This window comes from Thauera phenylacetica B4P, from assembly GCF_000310225.1.
In the GTDB taxonomy this organism is placed as follows: domain Bacteria; phylum Pseudomonadota; class Gammaproteobacteria; order Burkholderiales; family Rhodocyclaceae; genus Thauera; species Thauera phenylacetica.
Map to the genome: position 1 here is coordinate 13,020 of NZ_AMXF01000022.1, position 21,659 is coordinate 34,678.

16 protein-coding genes and 1 pseudogene are annotated in these 21,659 nt (G+C 69.4%); 11 read left to right on the plus strand and 6 right to left on the minus strand.

Annotated features, from left to right (window positions below):
- The first annotated feature begins 41 nt into the window (after positions 1 to 41).
- The 3 genes from C667_RS25590 to C667_RS26635 all read left to right on the plus strand — a co-directional run bounded on the left by C667_RS25590 (position 42) and on the right by C667_RS26635 (position 1,819).
- Positions 42 to 188, plus strand: a complete 147-nt coding sequence (locus tag C667_RS25590; RefSeq protein ID WP_004358202.1) for a lmo0937 family membrane protein — start codon at positions 42 to 44, stop codon at positions 186 to 188.
- Positions 189 to 284: 96 nt separating this feature from the next.
- A complete protein-coding gene (locus C667_RS05380; RefSeq protein ID WP_039920831.1) occupies positions 285 to 1,520 on the plus strand; it encodes a DUF2254 domain-containing protein in 1,236 nt (411 codons plus the stop codon).
- 170 nt (positions 1,521 to 1,690) lie between these two features.
- On the plus strand, positions 1,691 to 1,819 hold the full coding sequence (locus tag C667_RS26635) for a hypothetical protein (RefSeq protein WP_281054838.1): 129 nt from the start codon (positions 1,691 to 1,693) through the stop codon (positions 1,817 to 1,819).
- 58 nt (positions 1,820 to 1,877) lie between these two features.
- On the opposite strand, the gene C667_RS05385 is transcribed toward C667_RS26635, so the two are convergent.
- The 3 genes from C667_RS05385 to C667_RS05395 all read right to left on the minus strand — a co-directional run bounded on the left by C667_RS05385 (position 1,878) and on the right by C667_RS05395 (position 11,730).
- Positions 1,878 to 10,994 carry a glycoside hydrolase family 94 protein gene (locus C667_RS05385; protein WP_004358206.1) on the minus strand — a complete coding sequence of 3,039 codons (9,117 nt, stop codon included), beginning with the start codon at positions 10,992 to 10,994 and terminating at the stop codon, positions 1,878 to 1,880.
- A 3-nt stretch (positions 10,995 to 10,997) separates the two neighbouring features.
- Positions 10,998 to 11,312: a BON domain-containing protein gene (locus tag C667_RS05390; protein WP_004358209.1), complete on the minus strand. Its 315-nt coding sequence runs from the start codon at positions 11,310 to 11,312 to the stop codon at positions 10,998 to 11,000.
- 85 nt (positions 11,313 to 11,397) lie between these two features.
- Positions 11,398 to 11,730, minus strand: coding sequence for an ElaB/YgaM/YqjD family protein (locus C667_RS05395; RefSeq protein WP_004358211.1), 333 nt, complete (start codon positions 11,728 to 11,730; stop codon positions 11,398 to 11,400).
- 307 nt (positions 11,731 to 12,037) lie between these two features.
- Between C667_RS05395 and C667_RS24825 the strand changes: the two genes are divergently transcribed.
- The 4 genes and pseudogenes from C667_RS24825 (at position 12,038) to C667_RS05415 (ending at position 14,519) form a co-directional block, all read left to right on the plus strand.
- Positions 12,038 to 12,196 (plus strand): DUF3309 family protein, encoded by a 159-nt coding sequence (locus C667_RS24825; RefSeq protein WP_004358213.1) that lies wholly within the window; start codon positions 12,038 to 12,040, stop codon positions 12,194 to 12,196.
- Between the two features lie 183 nt (positions 12,197 to 12,379).
- A pseudogene (locus C667_RS26805) lies at positions 12,380 to 13,288 on the plus strand (peptidoglycan-binding domain-containing protein); the annotation flags it as partial.
- Positions 13,289 to 13,415: 127 nt separating this feature from the next.
- A complete protein-coding gene (locus C667_RS26345) occupies positions 13,416 to 14,030 on the plus strand; it encodes a hypothetical protein (protein ID WP_245538431.1) in 615 nt (204 codons plus the stop codon).
- A gap of 108 nt (positions 14,031 to 14,138) precedes the next feature.
- Complete coding sequence (locus tag C667_RS05415) at positions 14,139 to 14,519, plus strand: hypothetical protein (protein ID WP_157302206.1); 381 nt, start codon at positions 14,139 to 14,141, stop codon at positions 14,517 to 14,519.
- Positions 14,520 to 14,571: 52 nt separating this feature from the next.
- Here C667_RS05415 and C667_RS24300 read toward each other — a convergent pair whose 3' ends face one another.
- From C667_RS24300 to C667_RS05430, 3 genes are all read right to left on the minus strand, one after another.
- Positions 14,572 to 15,126, minus strand: coding sequence for an outer membrane lipoprotein (locus tag C667_RS24300; RefSeq protein ID WP_004358219.1), 555 nt, complete (start codon positions 15,124 to 15,126; stop codon positions 14,572 to 14,574).
- A 131-nt stretch (positions 15,127 to 15,257) separates the two neighbouring features.
- On the minus strand, positions 15,258 to 15,473 hold the full coding sequence (locus C667_RS05425) for a YMGG-like glycine zipper-containing protein (RefSeq protein ID WP_039920834.1): 216 nt from the start codon (positions 15,471 to 15,473) through the stop codon (positions 15,258 to 15,260).
- Positions 15,474 to 15,709: 236 nt separating this feature from the next.
- Positions 15,710 to 18,112, minus strand: a complete 2,403-nt coding sequence (locus C667_RS05430) for a phosphoketolase family protein (RefSeq protein ID WP_004358223.1) — start codon at positions 18,110 to 18,112, stop codon at positions 15,710 to 15,712.
- Between the two features lie 287 nt (positions 18,113 to 18,399).
- On the opposite strand from C667_RS05430, the gene C667_RS05435 reads away from it, so the two are divergent.
- The 4 genes from C667_RS05435 to C667_RS05450 form a co-directional block, all read left to right on the plus strand.
- Complete coding sequence (locus tag C667_RS05435; RefSeq protein WP_157302209.1) at positions 18,400 to 18,885, plus strand: phasin family protein; 486 nt, start codon at positions 18,400 to 18,402, stop codon at positions 18,883 to 18,885.
- A gap of 345 nt (positions 18,886 to 19,230) precedes the next feature.
- A complete protein-coding gene (pdhA, locus tag C667_RS05440; RefSeq protein ID WP_004358228.1) occupies positions 19,231 to 20,334 on the plus strand; it encodes a pyruvate dehydrogenase (acetyl-transferring) E1 component subunit alpha in 1,104 nt (367 codons plus the stop codon).
- Complete coding sequence (locus C667_RS05445) at positions 20,327 to 21,307, plus strand: alpha-ketoacid dehydrogenase subunit beta (protein ID WP_004358230.1); 981 nt, start codon at positions 20,327 to 20,329, stop codon at positions 21,305 to 21,307. The genes pdhA and C667_RS05445 overlap by 8 nt, the downstream gene beginning before the upstream one ends.
- Positions 21,304 to 21,659: biotin/lipoyl-containing protein (locus tag C667_RS05450; protein ID WP_004358232.1), on the plus strand; the 356-nt coding region annotated here is incomplete at its 3' end. The genes C667_RS05445 and C667_RS05450, both read left to right, overlap by 4 nt.

The window sequence follows — 21,659 nt, forward strand, 5'->3', positions numbered from 1 at the left end:
CGCCGATAGTGAAGCCTGCACACATGAGAACGGAGGATTCCATGCTCTACACCATCGCCGTCATACTGCTCGTCCTGTGGCTGCTCGGACTGGTCACCTCGACCACCATAGGCGGCTTCATCCACGTCCTGCTGGTTATCGCGATCATCGTCGTCCTGCTTCAGGTCATCAACGGACGTCGCCTCTGACCGGCAAGGGGCAACCCAAAGCAGCGGAAGCCACGCGCCAGGCGCCATAATCGCGGCATTTCAGGCGAGACCTGAACTGCACCGGAGGCGTCGAGCGTGCCAAATCTGCGCTGGTTGATCACCGAACTCGCCCGCCGCCTCTGGGTGCGGGCGAGCATCTTTGCCGTGGCCGGCATCTTCACCGCCATCATCGGCATTGCCCTTGCACCCCTGATTCCCGCCGACTGGTCAGGCAAGATCGGCGCCGACTCGGTCGGCAACGTGCTGCAGATCCTGGCCTCGAGCATGCTGGCGGTGACCACGTTCTCGCTGGCGACCATGGTGTCGGCCTACGCCACCGCGTCGAGCGCCACCACGCCGCGGGTCGCCGAACTGCTGATCCAGGACAGCAGCGCGCAGAACGCGCTCGCTACCTTCGTCGGCAGCTTTCTGTTCAGCCTGGTCGGCATCATCGCGCTCAACGCCGGCGTGTATGGCGACAGCGGACGCGTGGTGCTGTTCGTCGGCACGATCGGTGTCATCGCCGTCATCGTCATCACCCTGCTGCGCTGGATCGACCTGCTCGCACGCTTCGGGCGGGTTGGCGATGCCATCGACCGCGTCGAGGCCGCCGCGGTCCATGCCATGCGCGCGCGCTGGAAGCACCCCTGCATCGGCGCGCGCATGCGGGCCGGTCCGGCGCCGACGGTCACGGCGGTGACCAGCGCGAAGATCGGCTACGTGCAGCACATCGACGTCGAGGCGCTGGAGCGTGTGGCGGCGACGGCCGGCGGCGAGATCCACGTCGACGCCCTGCCGGGCGCGTTCGTCGATACCGCGAGGCCGATCGCCTGGCTCGACTTCACCCCCGACGAAGCCGCCATCGAGGCAGTGCGCGCCGCCTTCAATGTCGGCGCCCGACGTTCGTTCGACCAGGACCCGCGCTTCGGTCTCATCGTGCTGTCGGAGATCGCGTCGAAGGCGCTCTCCCCCGCGGTCAACGACCCCGGCACGGCGATCGCCACGATGGCCGCGCTGGTGCGCGTGCTCGCCATCCTGGCCGAGCGCCGCGAAGGGGAAAGCGAGATTTTCTACCCCCACGTCTTCGTTCCGGCGCTGGCGGTCGACGACCTGTTCGACGATGCCTTCTCGCCGATCTCCGAATCCGGCGCCGGCATCCTCGCGGTCGGCGTGCGGCTGCAGAAGACCCTGCGCGCCCTGTCCGCGTTCGAGCATCCCGAGTTTCGTGATGCGGCACGCCATCAATCCAGGCTTGCGCTGGAGCGAGCCCGTCACGCGCTGGCGTTGGCCGAGGACGTGGCAAAGCTCGAGGGTGAGGCGTCGGCAATCTGAACTGACAAGCTGAACGGGCTCAGGGAGCCGGGCGTTGCAGCGTGGCTTGACCGCACGCCGCAACGCGTCGCGCGAGTGAAGGTATCTTTTGCCGGCGCCGGTTTTCTGCCCCCCATAGGCCTATAGTGGGGAGGGGCCGACATTCGCCGGTCCGCGTCAGGAGCACGACCATGAACAAGATCCGAAAGAGCAACAAGGAAACCAAGAAACAGCCGGCACTCGACCCGAAGGAAAAGAAAGCCGCCAAGCAGGCCAAGAAGCACGCCAACGACACCGCTCCGCTGATCACCCCCCGTTGAATCGGGCGCACGCCCTCTGCGTGCCCACCCCTGCATGACCGCGCCCGGCGCGCTGCGCTCACACCCCCCCGCCCAGGCCTGCGGCCTCGGCCTTGCGCCAGAAATCCACCTCGACCCGATGCTCGCGCTGGTCATCCACCAGCGCAATCGCGCGCTCAGTCAGTTCCACCCCATCGAGTCTCATGCGCTGAAGACCGCCCGCTGCATCGCCGCGGGCGGGGTGTTGCACGATGAGGATGTGGTACACGGTTTCCCGATAACGGTAGTGAAGCTTGAGCTGCGGCCACTCGGCCGGCAGGTTCGGCACCAGCCAGAGCCGATCGCTCTCCACGCGCAAGCCCAGTAGCGACTCCACCATCAGCCGGTACATCCAGCCCGCCGATCCGGTGTACCAGCTCCAGCCGCCGCGCCCGGTGTGCGGCGTGCGCGCATACAGATCCGCGGCAACGACGTAAGGCTCCGCCTTGTAGAGGTCGATCGCCTGGGGCGAGCGCGCGTGGTTCACCGGATTGATCATGCGCAGCAGCTCCCACGCCCGCTCGCCGTCGCCGAGGGCGGCAAAGGCCATCGCCGCCCAGATCGCGCTGTGGGTGTATTGGCCGCCGTTCTCGCGCACGCCCGGCACGTAGCCGCGGATGTAGCCGGGGTCGAGACTTGCACCATTGGCGCCGGCGCCGCCGGGCTTGGCGCTGTCGAACGGCGGATCGAGCAACTGGACGAGGCCGTCGGCGCGCCGCACGAGGTGCGCATCGACCGCCTCCATCGCCCGCCGCGAGCGCGCCTCGTCGGCGACGCCGGCGAGCACCGACCAGCTCTGCGAGATCGAATCGATGCGGCACTCCGCGCCCTGCGCCGAACCCAGCACCGTGCCATCGTCGAACCACGCGCGGCGGTACCAGTCGCCGTCCCAGGCATGGTGCTCGATGCGCTCGCGCAGCGCCGCGCCCTCGCCGCGGCACAAGCCGGCAAAATCGAGGTCGCCGCGGGTTTCAGCCAACTCGGCGAAGCGCCCCAGCACCTCGCACAGGAAAAAGCCCAGCCACACGCTCTCGCCGCGGCCCTGGATGCCGACGAGGTTCATGCCGTCGTTCCAGTCGCCCGAGCCCATCAAGGGCAGGCCGCGCTCGCCAAAGCGCAGGCCGTGGCGGATGGCGCGCACGCAGTGCTCGTAGAGGCTGGCTTCGTCGCTCGAGCGCATGGGCAGGTCGTAGTAGGAATCCTCCTCGGGCAGCACCGCCCGCCCCTCGAGGAAGGGCTGGCGCTCGTCGAGCACCCCGGTGTCGCCGCTGGTGCGCACGTAACGACACACCGCCAGCGGCAGCCACAGGTAGTCGTCCGAACACTGGGTGCGCACGCCGCGGCCCGCGGGTGGGTGCCACCAGTGCTGCACGTCACCCTCCTGGAACTGGCGACTCGCGCACAACAGCAGATGCGCGCGCACCAGTGCAGGCTCGGCATGCACCAGCGCCATCGCGTCCTGCAACTGATCGCGGAAACCGAAGGCGCCGCCCGACTGGTAGTAGCCGCTGCGCGCCCACATCCGGCACGCCAGGGTCTGGTACATCAGCCAGCCATTGGCGAGCACATCGAGCGCGGGCTCGGGGGTCTCGACCTGCACCGCGCCGAGGGTGTGGTTCCAGTGCTGCCACACCGCCTCGAGCGCCGTGCGCGCGGCATCCGCGCCGCGGAAACGGCGCACGAGTGCGCTGGCCTCGTCGGCGTTGCGGCCGACGCCGAGGCGGAACACGATCTCGCGCGCCTGCCCCACAGCCAGTTCGACCGTGACCTGGATCGCCCCGCACGGGTCCAGCCCCGCCCCCACCGTGCCCGACAGGCGCGATCGCCCCAGGGCCGCGGGATTGCGCAGGCTGCGGTTGCGGCCGATGAACTCCGCGCGGTCGCCGCTCACCCTGCGCGTCGGATCATCGACGTCGAGGAAGGCCACGCGCTCGGCGAACTCGGCGTTGAACGGGTTGCGTGCCAGCAGCGCGCCGCTGCCGGGGTCGATCGCGGTGCTGACATGCATGGCCGACTTCGCGCGCAGGTCGCCCAGCACCCAGTCGACGTAAGCGGTCGCAGACAGCCGGCGCGACCGCCCGGACTCGTTGCGCAGCTTCAGCACCGAGAACTTGATCGCGGCATCGGTGGCGACATACACCCACAGCTCGGAGACGATGCCATGCACCCGGGTCTCGAACACGCTGTAGCCAAAGCCGTGGCGGACGACGTAGGTGGCCTCGGCACGCATCGGCTGCGGCGTCGGCGACCACAGCGCGCCGCTGTCTTCGTCGCGCAGGTAGAGCGCCTCGCCGCCCGCATCGCTGACCGGGTCGTTGTCCCATGGTGTAAGGCGGAACTCGTGCGCGTTCTCGCCCCAGGTGTACGCCGCCCCGCTCTCCGACACCACGCTGCCGAAGGCCGGATTGGCCAGCACGTTCACCCACGGCGCGGGCGTGACCTGCCCCGGCGCGAGCGTGATCACGTACTCGCGCCCATCGGCGGTGAAACCGCCGAGGCCGTTGCACAGGATCAGATCGGTGCGCGGCGAGCTCTCCTTCCCCGGGTTGTCGGATGCAAGCGCCAGCGCATCGCTGCGCCGGGGCCGGAACGCCGGCTCGCGCACCTTCGCCGGCGCCGGGAGGTCGAGCTGCTCGGCGAGGGTTCCGCGTGCATCGGACAGCACGACCCGGGCGACCGACTGCAGCAGGATGCGGTCCTCGCTGGCGATCTGCTCGGCCATGCGCACGAAGATTCCGCCCGGGCGGTCGATCACGCTCGCGCCCACGCCCGAGGCGATCAAACCCATGATTTCGTCCTGCAGGCGCTGGCGGTAGCCGACGTGCTCCTCGTTCCAGACCACCAGATCCACCGCGAGGCCCTTCAGCCGCCAGTAGGCATGCGCCTGCACCAGCTGGCGGACGAGATCGAGATTGGCGGCGTCGGCGATCTGCAACAGCACGATCGGCAGGTCGCCCGAGATCGCGTAGCCCCACAGCCCGGACTGGCCGCGATGGTTGCGCACCAGCACGCTGGCGTCGGCGCGCCGCGCCGCGTTGGTGTAGAGCACCGCGCTCGCCAGGCGGGCGTGCAGCTGAGCGTCGGCGTCGCTCAGGTCGAGCTGGCGCAGCACGACCTGGCTGTGCGTCCACGACAGCTCGAAGACGCGGTCGGCGAGGTGGCGATCCTGGTACTTGTCGATCAGGCACTCGGCCAGCTCGCGGCGTTCGGCAATACCGGTGACGATGTCGATCATGGCCGACTGCTCGGGCTCGAGGGTGACCGTGCACCGGATGGCCACGATCGGGTCGAGCACCGAACCTTCGCTGTCGGACAGCGGCCCTGCAGCGCGCATCGCTTGCGGATCCGCGGTGCTGGCGTTGCGGCCGATGAAGCGCGCGCGATCGGTTTCGTACGACACCGTGCCCGCCGCCGGGGCCGAGCCCGCCTCGGCCCCGGCCGCGAGCGGGCGCACCACCATCAGGTGGAACATCAACGGCGCCTGCTCGTCGCGCGAGCGCGGCCGGCGCGTGCACAGGATCGCCTGGCGGGCGCGCACGATCTCGGTCTGCACGAACAGGTTGCTGAACGCCGGATGCAGTGCGTCGGTGGCCGGTGGCGCGATCACCACCTCGGCGTAGCTGGTGACTTCAATCTGCCGGCGCTGGCGCGAGCGATTGGTCAGGCGCACCCGGCGCAGCTCGATGTCGTCCTCCGGCGAGACGACGATCTCGGTGTAGGTCTCGATCTCGTCGGCCCTGGCGCCGTCCACCCAGCGGCCGTCCTCGGCCGACGGTCCGTCAGCGAGCACGTCGTGGCGGCGAAACTCGGCACGCCCCTCGGAAAAGATCGCCTCGTAGACCGCCGGTGGCTTGAGCGTGGGCTGATGGGCGGTGGACCAGACCTGCCCGCTGTCCAGTTCGCGCAGGTAGCAGAATGCGCCGCGGTTGTCACAGGTGCCGTCTCCGCGCCAGCGCGTGAGCGCGAGCTCCTTCCACCGGCTGTAGCCGCCACCGGCGTTGCTCAGCATGACGTGATAGCGCCCGTTGGACAGCAGCTGGACTTCGGGCATCGGCGTGTGCGGGGTGTCGAAGAAGCGGATCGGCGGCTCCTCGCCAGGCGCCGCCGCGTGCATCTCGGCGAGTTGCGCGGTGTGCGCGAACAGTTCGGTCGCGCGCGGAATGCGTTCCTGCAGCAGCAGCAGCACCGACTGGAACTCGCGATCGGCGGCGAAACGGCGATGCATCGGGCGCGCCAGCACAAGGTGGGCGAGCGCGAGCAGCGTCATGCCCTGGTGGTGCGCCATGAACGAGCGCACCACGACGCAGTCCTGCCCGCGGCGCTGGCGCGCGGGCGTGTAGTCGATGGCCTCGAACAGGCCGAAGCGCCCCATGAAGCCGGCCGCGGCCAGGCGTTGCAGGTTGGCGCACGCCTCCTCGGGCGCCACCATCAGCGCCAGCGCGGAGGCGTAGGGCGCAACCACCAGATCGTCGGCCAGGCCGCGCTTGAGCCCCAGCCCGGGCACGCCGAAGGCGCGGTACTGGTAGTTGAGGTGCACATCCACCGTGTTGTAGCCGGACTCCGAGATCCCCCAGGGCACGCCGCGCTGGCGGCCATACTCGATCTGGCGCGCCACCGCGGCCCTGCAGGTCTGGTCGAGCAGGGTGTCGTCGTAGGTCGGCATCACCAGCAGCGGCATCAGGTACTCGAACATCGACCCGCTCCACGACAGCAGCACCGGCTCGCCCGCGGTGCGGGTCAGCAGACGTCCGAGCGCGAACCAGCTCTCCTGCGGGATCTCCCCCTGGGCGATGGCGACGAAGGTACTCAGGCGCGCCTCCGAGGCGAGCAGGTCGTAATAGCTCGCATCGGCACGCTGCTCGGCGACGTTGTAGCCGATGGTGAACAGGTGGCGGGCGTGGTCGTACAGGAAGCCGAACTGCATGTGTCCCAGCTCGCCGGCCTGCACGGCCAGCCTGTCGATGCTCGCCAGACGCGCGCGCGCGCGCGCGCCGGCGGTCGCGAGGTGGCGCTGCAGCGCGCTCAGCCAGGCCTGCTGTGTCGCCGTCACGGCGCTGGCGGCAGGCGTGCCCGCTGCCAGCCGGCGGGCGATGAGCGGTGCGCAGCGCGCGTCGATGCGCGCGAGCTCCTGGAGGGTCGGGATCGGGGCGTCCGCGCCGACGCAGGCAAGTTCGCCGCCCAGCTCGACCTCCATCCCGGGCGCAAGCGGCGCAAGGGCGAGCCAGGGGGCAAGGAAGTCGATCTCGTCCACCGCAGCACGGCATTGACGCGCAAGCGCCTGCGGCCACTCGCAACCGGCGCCATCGCTCGTGCTCCGCTCGCGCACGAGCGCTTTGTCGCCCGGCACGGGGACAAGCTCGTCCGCGTGGGCCGCCAGCGTCGCCAGGCACGCCCGCAGCGCCGCGAGGGAGGCGGTCGAGGGGTCTGGCGCGTAGGCCAGCGCCCCGCCGAACGCCGCCAGGCGATCCGGCGCGATGCCGGGCTCCGCCTCGACGATGGCGAAGGTGTCGCGCACCCCCTCGAGGAGCCGTGCCGGCACGATCGGATCGGCACCGAGCGCGCGCAGGCCTGCGCGCAAGGTGATGAGATGGCCGGCGAGGTTGCCGCTGTCCACCGTGGACACATACAGCGGCGGCAAGGGCTGCAGCGTGCGCGTGTCGTACCAGTTGTAGAAATGCCCGCGGTGGCGCTCCATCCCGGCCAGGGTGTGCAGGGTGTCCGCGGTGCGCTGCACCACGCCCGCAGCGGTGAGGTAGCCGAAGTCGTAGGCGGACAGGTTTGCCAGCAGCGCCATGCCGATATTGGTGGGCGAGGTGCGGTGAGCGATCAGGCCCACGCGGTATTCCTGGAAATTGTCGGGTGGCAGCCAATGGTCGGCGGCTCCGACGAAGGTGTCGAAGAAGGACCAGGTCCGGCGCGACAGCGCGCGCAGGAATCGAACCTGCTCGAGCGAGAGCTGCACCACCGGGCGGGCAAGCGGCCGACTGATCCACCACGCGATAGCCGGCGACACGAACCACAGCAGCAACACGGGCAGCGCCGCGCCGAGGGCGGCCGGATTCATGTGTGCAAGCAGGGCCGCCCCCGCAGCGGCGAGCAGCGGGCCGATCCACATCGCACGCAGCACGCTGCCAAAGCCATGGGCCCCGCGCCGTGCGCCGGCACGCTCGACCTCGCCGGAGGGATTCCATTCCAGCAGCCGCCGGTGCGACAGCGCGCTGCGCCACACGGTACGCGCGATCGCGTCCACGCTGAACCAGGCCTCGTGCGGCAGGCAGGCCAGCTCGAACGCCACCTGGGCGCTGCGGCGCACGGCGGCGATTCTGGCCGCGGCGAGGTGCTGCCGCCCGGTCACCTCCGGCGCCTTGCGCACCAGCTCGAGCAGGGTCGCGAGCACGGAGGGCAGCAGCACGATGGCCATCACCGCCAGCGTCCACGCCCACGCCACGTCCGCAACGAGCCAGCCCAGCACCAGCAGCAGGACCAGCGCCGCGGGGACGAGGCTGCGGCGCAGGTTGTCGAACAGCTTCCAGCGCGACAGGGCGGAGAGCGGATTCGGCTCGCGGCACAAGCCCTGTCCATCGTCGCCGTGGTCCACCCCAGCGCGCATGCACGGTACCGGCACCCGTGGCCACAGCCAGGCAGCCAGCTGCCAGTCGCCGCGGATCCAGCGCTGACGTCGGCTCACATCGGCGCCGTAGCGCGCCGGGTAGTCCTCGTAGAGCGACACATCGCTGAGCAGCCCGGAGCGCACGTAGCAGCCCTCGAGCAGGTCGTGGCTGAGGATCCGGTCCGGCGGGAAACGGTCGCCGAGGCAGTGCTCGAACGCCTCCACATCGTAGATGCCCTTGCCGACGAAGGAGCCTTCGCCGAACAGGTCCTGATATACGTCCGACACCGCCCGCGTGTACGGATCGATGCCCGGCTCGCCGCTATTCAGGCGTGCATAGATGGATCGACTGGCACCGGGCAGGCTGACCGCCACCGCAGGCTGCAGAATGCCGTAGCCGTCGGCGACGCGGCGCATCGCCGGATCGTAGCGCGGGCGGTTCAACGGGTGCGCCATGGCCGCGACCAGCGCCCGCGCGGCATCGCGCGGCAACTGGGTGTCGGTGTCGAGGGTGATGACGAACTTCACCGCGGACAGGGCCGCGGTATCACCGATCACGCAGGCGAAACCCGCTCCGGGGGCGGCGGGGATGCCGCGCAGCAGCGCATTGAGCTCCGCGAGCTTGCCGCGCTTGCGCTCATGCCCCATCCACACGCCCTCCTTCGCGTTCCAGCGCCGCGGGCGATGGAAGAGGAAGAAGATGTCGCCTTCGGCGCCGGATCGGCCATCACCATATTTGCGATTGAGCGCCGCGATCGCAAGGCGTGCGCGCTCGACCAGCGCAGCATCGGTCGCCAGGGTCTCCTGGCGCGCGTCGAGCAGGTCGGTGAGCAGGCCAAAATGCAGACTGCGGTCGCGATTGGCCAGGAAGCGGACTTCGAGCGCCTCGACGAGTTCATCGACGTTGTCGGCACGGGTGAGCAGGGTCGGCACCACCACCAGCGTGCGCCACTGCGGCGGGATGCCCGCGGAGAAGTCCATGCGCGGCAGCGGGTGCGGCGTCGCCACCAGAGTGGCGAGCCAGTTCACCAGGGCAACGCCCAGCCGGCTCGCGGCCAGCAATGCAAGGAGGGTGGCTACCAGCAGCACCCAGGCGCGCTCGCCGTCCGCCGCAAGTCCGGCGTGCAGGGGCCAGAGCAGCCCAGCGGCGATGGCCACGGTCAGCAGCGCGATGGCGCCCAGATAGAGCGCCAGCGGGCACGGCGCCGCCCACGAGCGCAGCGCTGCGCGCCAGGAGGGACGAAAGGCCACCGCGCGCTCGAGCGCCGGCCGGCCCTTGTCGATGAGGTAGAAGCCTACATGGTCGGAGCGACCTGCCGTGCTCCCGCCCGCCCCGGCCCGATCGGCGGCGGGGTCCGCGCGCTCGTCGTCGTCCGCGCCCCCGTGCGGCACCGCGGCGGGAACGCTGCCAGCGGCCAGCGCCACCGCCTGGCGTGCCACCTCACCTTCGCTGCGGGCGCTCTTCTTCGCGATCGCCTCGACCTCATGGCGGTAGCGGTCGCGGGTGGCGAAGTCCATCCCGGCATACATCCCGCAGGGGTCCTCGCGCAGCGCACGCTCGACCACGCTCATGGCCTCGACGAACGCGCGCCAGTCGAGCGCGCTCAACAGCCGCAGACTGCCGATGCTGTTGCTGATCGACACCTGGTCGGCGGCCTGCTGCTGGTTCTCGGCCTGGATCGACTGCTCGATCGTCATGCCGTGCTCGGCGAGTTGCTGCTCGATCCACGACAAGGGCAAGGCGAGCGCGGGGCCGCGATGCTGGAAGCGGCGCACGAGTCCGGCGACGAAGGTGCAGCTCATGGGCGGATTCGAGCGCGCCATGTCCGCGAGCACCAGGATCAGGCTCTTGGGGGCGGTGTCTGCCGCCGCGGTCACGCGGTCTGCCCAGGCGTCGGCCAGGTCGCGCTCGGCACAGGCCTCGGCCACCCGCACGCTGGTGCGGCGCAGGCTCTCGACCAGCGCAAGACGCAGCATGATGGGGATGGCCCACAACTCGCCCAGCTTGAGTGCGCTCACGGTCTGGTACGCGGCGATGAAGCGGCGCAGCTCCTCGGCGTCCACCCGACCATCGCCGTGCGACACGATCTCCAGCATCAGGTCGTAGACGCGCGGCTGCCCGGCCGAAGGCCCATTGGCCAGGCGCGGCAGGCCGATACTGTAACCGCGCGGCAGGTGCCGCCGCGCAGTGCGGATCTGTTCCTCGATGAGATAGAAGTTGTCGAGCAGCCATTCGCCTGCCGGCGTGATGCGGCGGTTCTCGGTGACGGCGGTGGTCAGCCGCTGCGAGGCTTCGACGAGCGCGTGCTCGTTGGCCGCCAGCCGCGTCAGCAGCTGGTCCGGACGCAGGCCCGGCGCCAGCGCATGGGTGGCGGCAAGGGCCTTGCCGTGCTGCACCATCTGCTCGCTGCTGAACAGCTCCGCGCGCAGGGGAGACTCGGCGTCGGCAGGCGCGCCGGTGCGCGGGCGCAAGCCTGGAAAGGCCGCATAAAAAGCGCCGCGGCCACCGTCGATGATGTGCTTCAGCAGTGGCCGCCGCGTGTACATCGCTTACTTCAGGCGCATGTCGTTCTTTACCGACTGCACCCCCTTGACGCTACGGGCCAGCCCGACGGCGGTGTTGATGTCGGCCTGCGAATTGACGAAGCCACTGAGCTGGACCACGCCCTTGAAGGTCTCGACGTTGATTTCCGCCGACTTGAGGCTGGCGTGTTCGAAGATGGCGGCCTTGACCTTGGCGGTGATGACGCTGTCGTCGACATACTCGCCCATCCCCTCCTGCTTCGAGGTCGAGGCACAGCCCACCGCGGTGATCAGGGTGACCGAAAGGAAAAGCGCGGATAGATACTTGCCAAACTGTTTCATGATCGAGATCTCCAGGGATTGATGACGCGGGACTTCATGAAGCTGCTTCATTCCGGGAGCGCACCAGCCGCGCCGGATTCGTGCATCACCGGCTGCGCAACATCGAGCCGATGATCACCCCCACCGCGGCGGCAGCGCCGAGGACCTTCCAGGGGTTGTGAACCACGTACTCATGGGTGATGTCCGCGGCCTCGCCCATGCGCCGGCCGGCTGCAACGCGCGCCTTGTCCAGGCGCACGCTGGCCTCGCCCAGGCGGTCGTCGATGCGCCCTCGCACCGCGGTGAACTCTTCGCTGCTGGCGTCGAGCACTTCCTTGAGCAAGCTCTCCGAGTCGGCGACGAGACCCTTGAGGTCCCGCACCACCTGGGCGCGCATGTCGATGAGCGCAGCGTGCTCGGTGTTCAGTTCTGTAGTCATGATTCCTCCTGTCTGGCGTCGTTGGCCCGCTGGTTCGAATCCGGGCGGGTATTCGCTGGGGATAACGCTGGGGGGTACGCTGGATCCGGATACTCGTCCTTGCCGCAACCCGCGTCTGTGCGCTGGCCCACAGACCGCAGATCGCGCCTCACCCAAGACTCGGCCAAGGCCGGGGGGACACGCGAGCGCTTCGATGCGTGCCGCACACTGCTGCCGGTCCTCAGCCCGAACACAGGCCGCCGCATTGCGCGAGCCCGGTTCATGGGCCCGGTGCCGAAGGCACTTACTTGCTGCAGGGAGAATTGAAATGTCACTCGGAACAATCCTGCTGATCGTGCTGATCCTGTTCCTGATCGGCGCGCTTCCAAGCTGGCCGCATAGCCGGAGCTGGGGCTACGCGCCCAGCGGTGTGCTCGGCGTGGTGCTGGTGATCGTGCTGATCCTGTTCCTGATGGGGCGGATCTAGCAGGCGCCGCGAGCGCGGCAAGGAGCGGGACGGGGGCGCGTACCGGTCGTCGCGCCCCTCGCACTCGCCGACTCGGCGCCCCTGCGGCGACCTCTGTGCGACGCCGCACAGATGATCCAGGCACGCCCCTCCTACGATGCGCCGACACGCTATGGGAATTTTCTCCCGCACGAGGAGCGCATCATGTTCGATCGACGCAATGGTTTCCCTGGTCCTTTTGCCGCGCTGGTGCTCGGTCTCGCGGCATCGTTCGGCTGGTCGGGGCCCGGGCACGCGGAGGCGGGGGTGGGCGCGCCCCTCGCGCCGCTCACCGGATCGGCCTATCAGGTCGCCCAGTACTCCAATACCGTGCTCGAGCTGCAGCGCGAACTGAACCAGCTCGGCTTCAATGCCGGACCGGTCGACGGCGTGATGGGCGCGCGCACCCGCAGCGCGATCCGGGCTTACCAGGCGGACAACGAGCTGCTGGTGGACGGTCAGCCTATGACGGGCCTGCTGGCGCATGTGCGCGCCACCGGCCAGGGCCGGACACCTGCGCCAGCCACGCCGACCTCCGGGGTTTCATCCCGGATGATCGCGGATATCCAGGAAGCGCTGCGCGGGTCGGGTTACACGACCGAGCGCGAATCGGGTCGGCTGGACGACCAGACCCGCGCGGCGATCCGCCGCTACGAATCCGACCAAGGCTTGCTGATGTCGGGTGAGCCGAGCGCCGAGTTGCTCCGGCACCTTCGCGAGCGTGCAAATGCGACTTCAACCCCGAGCGCGCAGCCGGTGGATGCGAACACGCTGGCGCGCATACAGGCCGAACTGCGCGAGCGCGGCTACCCGATTCCCCTGGTCAGCGGTCGCATGGATGCCCCGACCCGCCAGGCCATCCGCGAGTATCAGCAGGGGCAAGGGGTGTCGGTGAGCGGCGAGCCCAGCCAGGCGCTGCTCGACGCCTTGCGCACCGGCAGCGCCGACACGACGCCCGAGCTCGGCCTGAGCCGCGAACAACGCGCTGCGGCGCAGCGTGCGCTGAACGCGCACGGCTACGACGCCGGGCCGCCCGACGGCGTGCTCGGGCCGCGCAGCCGGGCCGCGATCCGGACCTTCCAGGCAGCGAACCAGCTCGGCGCAACCGGCACCCTCGATGCACCGACGCTGCAAGGGCTCGGCGTTGCGGCCACGCGCGCGGCAACGCCGCCCGCCACCGCGGCGTCCTACCGGTGTGTGCGTGCGGGACGACTTCTCCGACGGCGACCACACACGCAAGCCGGCCTGGCGCATCGCGGCGGGGCGTCTCGAGGTGCGCAACGGCGGCCTGAATTCGGTGGTCACCCCGTCCGCGGCACGTCCGCAGGACGCCGGCCGCCAGTTGATCGAGGACTTGCTCAAGCAGCAGCTCGGCGTCGGGCGCCCTGGGCAGGAAGGGGCGGTTGCCGCGGTGGCCTATCTGCCGATCCGCCTGGCGCCGGTGTTCCGCATCACGATGCAGGTGTCAGGTTCCGCCGAGCCCTACAGCCACCTCGAACTCGGACCGTATCGCGGCAACGGGCTGAACCACGCCTATCGACTCAGCCAACGTGGCGACCAGCCGCTGCAGCTCGTCTTTGCCGACGAGCACGGCGCCTCGGTCATTGCCAGTGCCCCCCACCGGCTCGAGAACAGAGTGCCACAGCGCCTGATCTGGCAGCGCGACGCCGAAGGCCGCATGACGGTGAGCCGCGACGGCGAGGTGTTGATCGACGTCGTCGACCGCAAGGTGAGCGGGGGATTCGACGGCTTCTCGCTGATCAATGCCGGCGGCGAATGGACGCTGCACGAGCTCGTCGTCGAAGACCGCAAGTGACCCACGCTCGGGATCGGCGCGCACGATACCCGCCCGTCAGCAGGACACCATGACAAGACAACAGACGACTCGTGCGGCGCGATCCCGGACAGGACCACGGCCGCGAGCGTGCTGCGCATTCCAAAAAGCAGGGGAGATAAAATGTCGAGAACGTCCGGAAAGGTTGCAACCTGGCTTGAAGTGGCAACGGCCGCACATGCGCGCGACAAGCACGTCAGCGTGCGCGTTCATCCGCTGACGCAGGCGGCAGGCGAGGTCCCGTCCAAGCGCAGGGACAAGGCTTATTACGGGATCACGGTCGACGGGCGCTGGTTGCACTCCAACAATGGTCGGCTCACGGTTCTGAGGGGGCTGAAGGCGGTCGAGCGCTTCGCGGACCTGATCAAGGCCCCCGCCTATGAGCCTGGGGAGCCCGTGCAGATCGACGTCGACTGTGGCAAGACTTCACACTGCATTACGGTGGGCAAGAACAGGGCGCTGCAGGGATGAGCGCAGCGCCCGACGAGGCGGCGGCGGGCGCCCATGGCTGGGCGCGCGCTGTTCAATACCGTTGCAGGACGCCGTTTCCGACCCGCACCCGGTCGCCGACGCGGAAGTCGGCGTCGAGGGGCTGCAGCAGGGTCTGAGACGATCCATCGCTCATCCGTACCGTGATCTCGAGCTGATCGGGCTGGGCCTGCACTGGTTGCTGGCGGTTCTCCATCTCGTGGCCGACATAGGCGCCACCGGCCGCGCCGATCACCGCCGCCGCGGTCCTCCCGCTTCCGCCCCCGATCTGACTGCCGACCAGGCCGCCGACAACGGCGCCTGCCACGGTACCGAGGCCGATCCCGCTACCGCCCGTCGTCGTCGCTTCCCGACGCACCCGTTCAACCGAATGCACCACGCCATATCCGGCGTAGGTCCGGGTCGGAGAGGTGCCGGCCGGCTGCGTCGTGACCGGATAGGTGTTGGCTGGATAGCCGTCCGACGTGGCTGACGGGTATGAGGGGGCAGGACTGCCTCCATACAGCGGCTCGTTCATCGTGCCGCATGCCCCGAGTGTCAGGGCGGCCAGCAGGCCGACTGCGGGGCCGATCAGGTGGTTCGATTTCATCAGTTGATCCTCTTCATACGACATATCTCTGCAGCCGACCGGATGGCCTCGGGCGACGCCTTCGAGGAGATCGGCGGATTGCGTCCGGCGCAACGCTGCCCTCCCCCTCGTCGTCCCACATCGAAGCGGCCTTAATTGCCGACCTCATGACCGATGATGCCGCCGACCGCGGCGCCACCGACGGTGCCGATCGTGCTGCCACCGGTGAGCACCGCACCACCGACCGCGCCGACGCCGGCGCCCACGGCCGTGTTCTTGTCCTGATTCGACATGCCGGCACACCCTGCAAGGCCGAGCGGCATCGTGGCTGCGACCGTAGCGATTGCCAATCTGTGCATCGTTCTCATGGCGTTACTCCTTCGTCTGATGGAACGGGAAGTGATGCCGTGGCGATCTGCGCGAGTCATGCACCTCACTTCGCCGAGGGACGCCGGGAATCAGCGAGGATGCATCGCATCACTGGAAGATCCCGCGTGCCGCTCGGCTCGGATGTCATCAAGCTGAGCGCACACGCCGAGCCCGTCTGTCGGCTGTCGCACATAGCGCGCACGGGGCGCCGCTCGCCCCGTGCCGGCGCCCGCACTCACCACGGCCACTTCCAGTCGCGGATCGCAGGCATGTCCTCGCCATGGCGCTCGATGTATTCCTTGTGCTCGACCAAGCGGTCACGCATCGCCTGCTTGATGTGCGGCGCGCGCGCGCGCATCTTCGGCACCCGGTCCATCACGTCGGAGACGAGGTGGAAGCGGTCGAGGTCGTTGAGCACCACCATGTCGAAGGGCGTGGTGGTGGTGCCCTCCTCCTTGTAGCCGCGCACATGCAGGTTGGCGTGGTTGCTGCGGCGATACGCCAGGCGATGGATCAGCCAGGGGTAGCCGTGATAGGCGAAGAGGATCGGGCGGTCGCGGGTGAACAAGGCATCGAAGTCCTTGTCGGTGAGGCCGTGCGGATGCTCCTCCCTGGGCTGCAGCGTCATCAGGTCGACCACGTTGATCACGCGCACACGCAGATCGGGCGCGAGCTCGCGCAGCAAGGCCACCGCGGCCAGGGTCTCGAGCGTCGGCACGTCGCCGCAGCAGGCCATGACGATGTCGGGCTCGCTGGCCTGGTCGACGCCGGCCTCTCCGCCACCGTTCTGCCAGTCGTTGCTGGCCCACTCCCAGATGCCGATGCCGGTGCTGCAGTGCTTGACCGCCGCGTCCATCGACAGCCACTGCGGCGCCGGCTGCTTGCCGGCGACGATGACGTTGATGTCGTTGCGGCTCCTGAGGCAATGGTCGGCCACCGCCAGCAAGGTGTTGGCGTCGGGCGGCAGATAGACGCGGATGATGTCGGCCTTCTTGTTCACCACATGGTCGATGAAGCCCGGGTCCTGGTGCGAGAAGCCGTTGTGGTCCTGGCGCCACACATGGGAGGTGAGCAGGTAGTTGAGCGAGGCGATCGGCCGCCGCCAGGGGATCTCCCTGCTCGTCACCTTGAGCCACTTGGCATGCTGGTTGAACATCGAGTCGATGATGTGGATGAAGGCCTCGTAGCACGAGAAGAAGCCGTGGCGGCCGGTGAGCAGATAGCCCTCCAGCCAGCCCTGGCAAAGGTGCTCGGACAGCACCTCCATGACCCGCCCGTCGGGGGCGAGATGGTCGTCACCTTCGAGCCGCTCGGCCATCCACGCGCGGTCGGTGACCTCGAACAGCGCACCCAGGCGGTTGGAGGCGGTCTCGTCGGGGCCGAACACACGGAAGTTGTCCGGGTTGTGCACGATCACGTCGCGCAGGAAGCTGCCCAGCACCCGGGTGGCTTCAGCGTCGTCCTGGCCGGGGCGCGCCACCGCCACCGCATAGTCGCGGTAATCGGGCAGGCGCAGCTCGCGCAGGCGCAGGCCGCCGTTGGCATGCGGGTTGGCGCCCATGCGGCGCTCGCCCACCGGCGCCAGCGCCGCAATCTCGGCGACGGGAGCGCCTGCCGCATCGAACAGCTCTCCGGGGCGATAGCTTTCCATCCAGTCCTGCAGCAAGCGCACATGCTCGGGCTTGCTGGCCATGTCCGACAGCGGCACCTGGTGCGAGCGCCACGAGCCTTCGGTCTGCTTGCCGTCCACCGAACGCGGTCCGGTCCAGCCCTTCGGGCTGCGCAGGATGATCATCGGCCAGCGCGGCCGGAGCGGGTCGCTTCCCCCCGCACGCGCCGTGCGCTGGATGGTGCGGATCTCGGCCACCACCGCATCGACCGCGGCCGCCATGTCCTGGTGCATCTGCGCGGGGTCGTCGCCCGCGACGAAATACGGCGTGTAGCCGTAGCCGCGGAAGAGCTGTTCCAGTTCTTCGTGGCTGATCCGCGCCAGCACCGCCGGGTTGGCGATCTTGTAGCCGTTCAGGTGCAGGATGGGCAGCACCGCACCGTCGGTGACCGGGTTGAGGAACTTGTTCGAGTGCCACGCCGCGGCGAGCGGCCCGGTCTCGGCCTCGCCGTCGCCGACCACGCAGCAGGCGATGAGCTCGGGGTTGTCGAACACGGCGCCGTAGGCATGCACCAGCGCATAGCCGAGCTCGCCGCCTTCGTGGATGGAGCCCGGGGTTTCCGGGGCGACGTGACTGGGAATGCCGCCGGGGAAGGAGAACTGGCGGAACAGCCGGCGCATGCCCTCCTCGTCGCGCGACACATTCGGGTAGAACTCGCTGTAGCTGCCCTCGAGCCAAGTGCTGGCCACCAGCGCCGGTCCGCCGTGCCCGGGCCCGGCGAGATAGATCATGTCGAGGTCGTCACGGCGGATGACCCGGTTCATGTGCGCGTAGATGAAGTTGAGCCCGGGAGTCGTGCCCCAGTGCCCGAGCAGGCGCGGCTTGATGTGCTCGAGGCACAGGGGCGCTTTCAGCAAGGGGTTGTCGAGCAGGTAGATCTGCCCGACCGAGAGGTAGTTGGCCGCGCGCCACCAGGCATCGATGCGGCCCAGTTCCACGGCGGAAAGCGGCAAAGCGTTGTTCGACATCGATGACCTCGCACAGGGTTCTGTTCGTCTCCGGAGGTCGGCGACCTCCGGCAATCAATCCACTACCTCACTATAGGCCTGCGCCCTCGTCATCACCGGCGGCATGAAAGAAACGGAAATAAGCCTTGACTCTCAACAGGATGAGGCCACACTGAGGTTGCGTACTGCGGCGCAACATAAAAGCCGGACGACGGGGGAGCAGCCACCCCTACGCTGCCCCGCACCAGGCCAATTCACGCAGCCATTCCCACAAGGAAGACCCAATGCAAGCCACGACGCAAGCCACGATGCAGACCAGCACCACCGAACAGAAGCGCAACGCCCAGACCTACACCGATGCCGTCGGGGCGCTGTCCGAGATTGCCTTGTCGAACGTCGAGCGCCTGAGCACGCTCAACCAGAACTTGGCGCGTGCTGCCCTGCAGGACTGCCTGGCAGCATCGAACGACATGCTCGCAGTGCGCGACGTGAATGCACTCCAAGGCGTGCAGGCCTCGGCCGCCGCCCCGGCCCTGGCACAGTTCGCCGACTACCTGCGCAGCGTGCAGGAGATCGCGGTCGACTCGCACAAGCAGGTCAGCGCGGTCCTCGATGGCTACTTCGGTACACTCGGCCTGGGAGGATCGGCCGGTGCGAACATGCAGGCCGGATTCGACGCGATGTCCAGACTGACCCGCCAGACCAGGGACGTGATGAACGCCAACATGAGCGCGGCCAGTGAAGCGGACCAAAAGCTGAACGCAAGCATCACGCCGCCGAAGAAAGCGGCTTGAGCAAGGCCTGCCGCAGCCTGGCTGCGGCAGGTCGTGACACGAAGCCCCGCCAGTCGGGGCTTTTTTTCGTGCCGCTCGTTTTCGTACCCCACCCGCTGCGCCCCAGGCCGCGCGCCGCGGTGAAGAATTCGCGCACCGCCGGGGCGAGCCCGGGAACATCGACGAGGCACCGGGCTCCAACCCGGCAAGGTGCGCCAAGGCCCTTGGGCGCAGGACCCCGCCAGGCTGCCGGGCGCCGCCGCACGAAGCCCTCGCAACCTTGACTGTCCAGCGCCGACGCATCGTCGCGCTGTTGTGTCGTTCCGGCTTCTTTCAAGCGTAAGCAGGACAGAAACGGAGATTGCCATGAGCACGGTCGCCCGCTTCCATATCGATCACACCCGCTTCCTCGACCCCCAGGGCGAGCCGCTCGGGCCCCTGCCCGACTTCGCCTGCGATCCCGCGCGGCTCGTGCCGATGTATCGCGCGATGTACCTGACCCGCAGCTTCGACGCCAAGGCGATCGCGCTGCAGCGCACCGGAAAGCTCGGCACCTTCGCGTCCGCGCTCGGCCAGGAGGCGATCGGCGTAGGCGTGGCGAGCGCGATGCGCCCGGAGGACGCGCTCTTTCCCTCCTACCGCGAGCACGCAGCCCAGCTCGTGCGCGGCGTGCGCATCGAGGAGAGCCTGCGCTACTGGGGCGGCGACGAGCGCGGCAGCGACTTCGCCGAGGCCCGCCACGACTTCCCCAACTGCGTGCCGATCGGCACCCAGGTCTGCCACGCCGCGGGGGCGGCCTACGCCTTCCGGCTGCGCGGCGAGGCGCGCGCGGCGGTGTGCTTCCTCGGCGACGGCGGCAGCTCCAAGGGCGACTTCTACGAGGGGCTCAACTTCGCCGCGGTGTGGAAGGCGCCGCTGCTGGTCGTGCTCAGCAACAACCAGTGGGCGATCTCGGTGCCGCGCAGCGCGCAGAGCGCCACCGCCACGCTGGCGCAGAAGGCGATCGCCGCCGGCGTCGAGGGCGTGCAGGTCGACGGCAACGACCTCGTCGCGGTGCACCACGTCGCCCGCGAGGCGCTCGCCAAGGCGCGCGCCGGCGGTGGCCCGACCCTGATCGAGGCGGTCACCTACCGCCTCGGCGACCACACCACCGCCGACGACGCCTCGCGCTACCGCGACCCCGCGGTGGTGCAGGAGCAGTGGTCCTTCGAGCCGCTCACCCGCCTGCGCAACCACCTCGTCAAGCTCGGCGCCTGGGGGCCGGAGAAGGAAGAGGCGCTCGCGCGCGAATGCGCCGAGACGGTGAACGCCGCAGTCGAGGCCTACCTGAGCACCCCGCCGCCCACCACCGCGGCGATGTTCGACCACCTCTTCGCGACCCTGCCTGCCGCGCTCGCGGCCCAGCGCGACGAGGCCCTGCGCTTCGCACCCCGCACCGCGGGCAGACAACCGGGAGGCGATCATGGCTGAGATCAACCTTGTCGAGGCGGTCAACCTGGCCCTCGCCCACGAGCTGGCGCGCGACGAAGCCGTCGTGCTGCTCGGCGAGGACATCGGCGCCAACGGCGGCGTCTTCCGCGCCACGGCCGGGCTGCAGCAGCGCTTCGGCGCCGGGCGGGTGGTCGACACCCCGCTCGCCGAGACCGCGATCGTCGGCACCGCGATCGGCATGGCGGCGATGGGCCTGCGCCCGGTGGCGGAGATCCAGTTCTCCGGTTTCCTGTACCCGGCGATCGACCACCTGGTCAACCACGCCGCGCGCCTGCGTAACCGCACGCGCGGCCGGCTGGCCTGCCCGCTGGTGGTGCGTACCCCCTGCGGCGGCGGCATCCACGCCCCCGAGCACCACTCCGAGAGCCCCGAGGCGATGCTCGCCCACACCCCGGGCCTGCGCGTGGTGATGCCCTCCTCGCCCGCGCGCGCCTACGGCCTGCTGCTCGCGGCGATCCGCGACCCCGACCCGGTGATGTTCCTTGAGCCCACGCGGATGTACCGCCTGTTCCGCCAGGAGGTGGCCGACGACGGCGAGGCGCTGCCGCTGGACGTGTGCTTCACGCTGCGCGGCGGCACCGACCTCACCCTGGTGAGCTGGGGCGCGATGCTGCACGAGACCCAGGCCGCCGCCGACGCGCTCGCCGCCGAGGGCATCTCGGCCGAGGTCATCGACGTCGCCACGCTCAAGCCGCTCGACCTGCCCACCATCCTGGAGTCGGTCGCGCGCACCGGACGCTGCGTGATCGTGCATGAGGCCGCGCGCACCGCCGGCCTGGGCGCCGAGATCGCCGCCAGCCTCGCCGAGGAGGGCTTGTATTCCCTGCTCGCGCCGGTGCAGCGCGTGACCGGCTACGACACGGTGATGCCGCTGTCGCGGCTCGAGTACCAGTACCTGCCCAGCGTCGAGCGCATCGTCGCGGCGGCGCGCAAGACCCTGGAGGCGTCATGAAGATCTTCAAGCTGCCCGACCTGGGCGAAGGACTGCAGGAAGCCGAGATCGTCGAATGGCACGTCAAGGCCGGCGACGAGATCGCCGCCGACCAGCCGCTGGTCTCGGTCGAGACCGCCAAGGCGATCGTGGACATCCCCTCCCCCTACGACGGCCGCGTCGCGAAACTGTACGGCGAGGCCGGCCAGTTGGTGCATGTGGGCGCCCCGCTCGCCGGCTTCGAGGGCGGTGCCGAGGCCGCCGACACCGGCACCGTGGTCGGCGAGATGCAGGTCGGCCAGGAGGTGCGCGCCGAAGCGCCGGCCGCGCTCGCGCCCGCCACCCACGGCGGCCCGGCGATCCGCGCCACCCC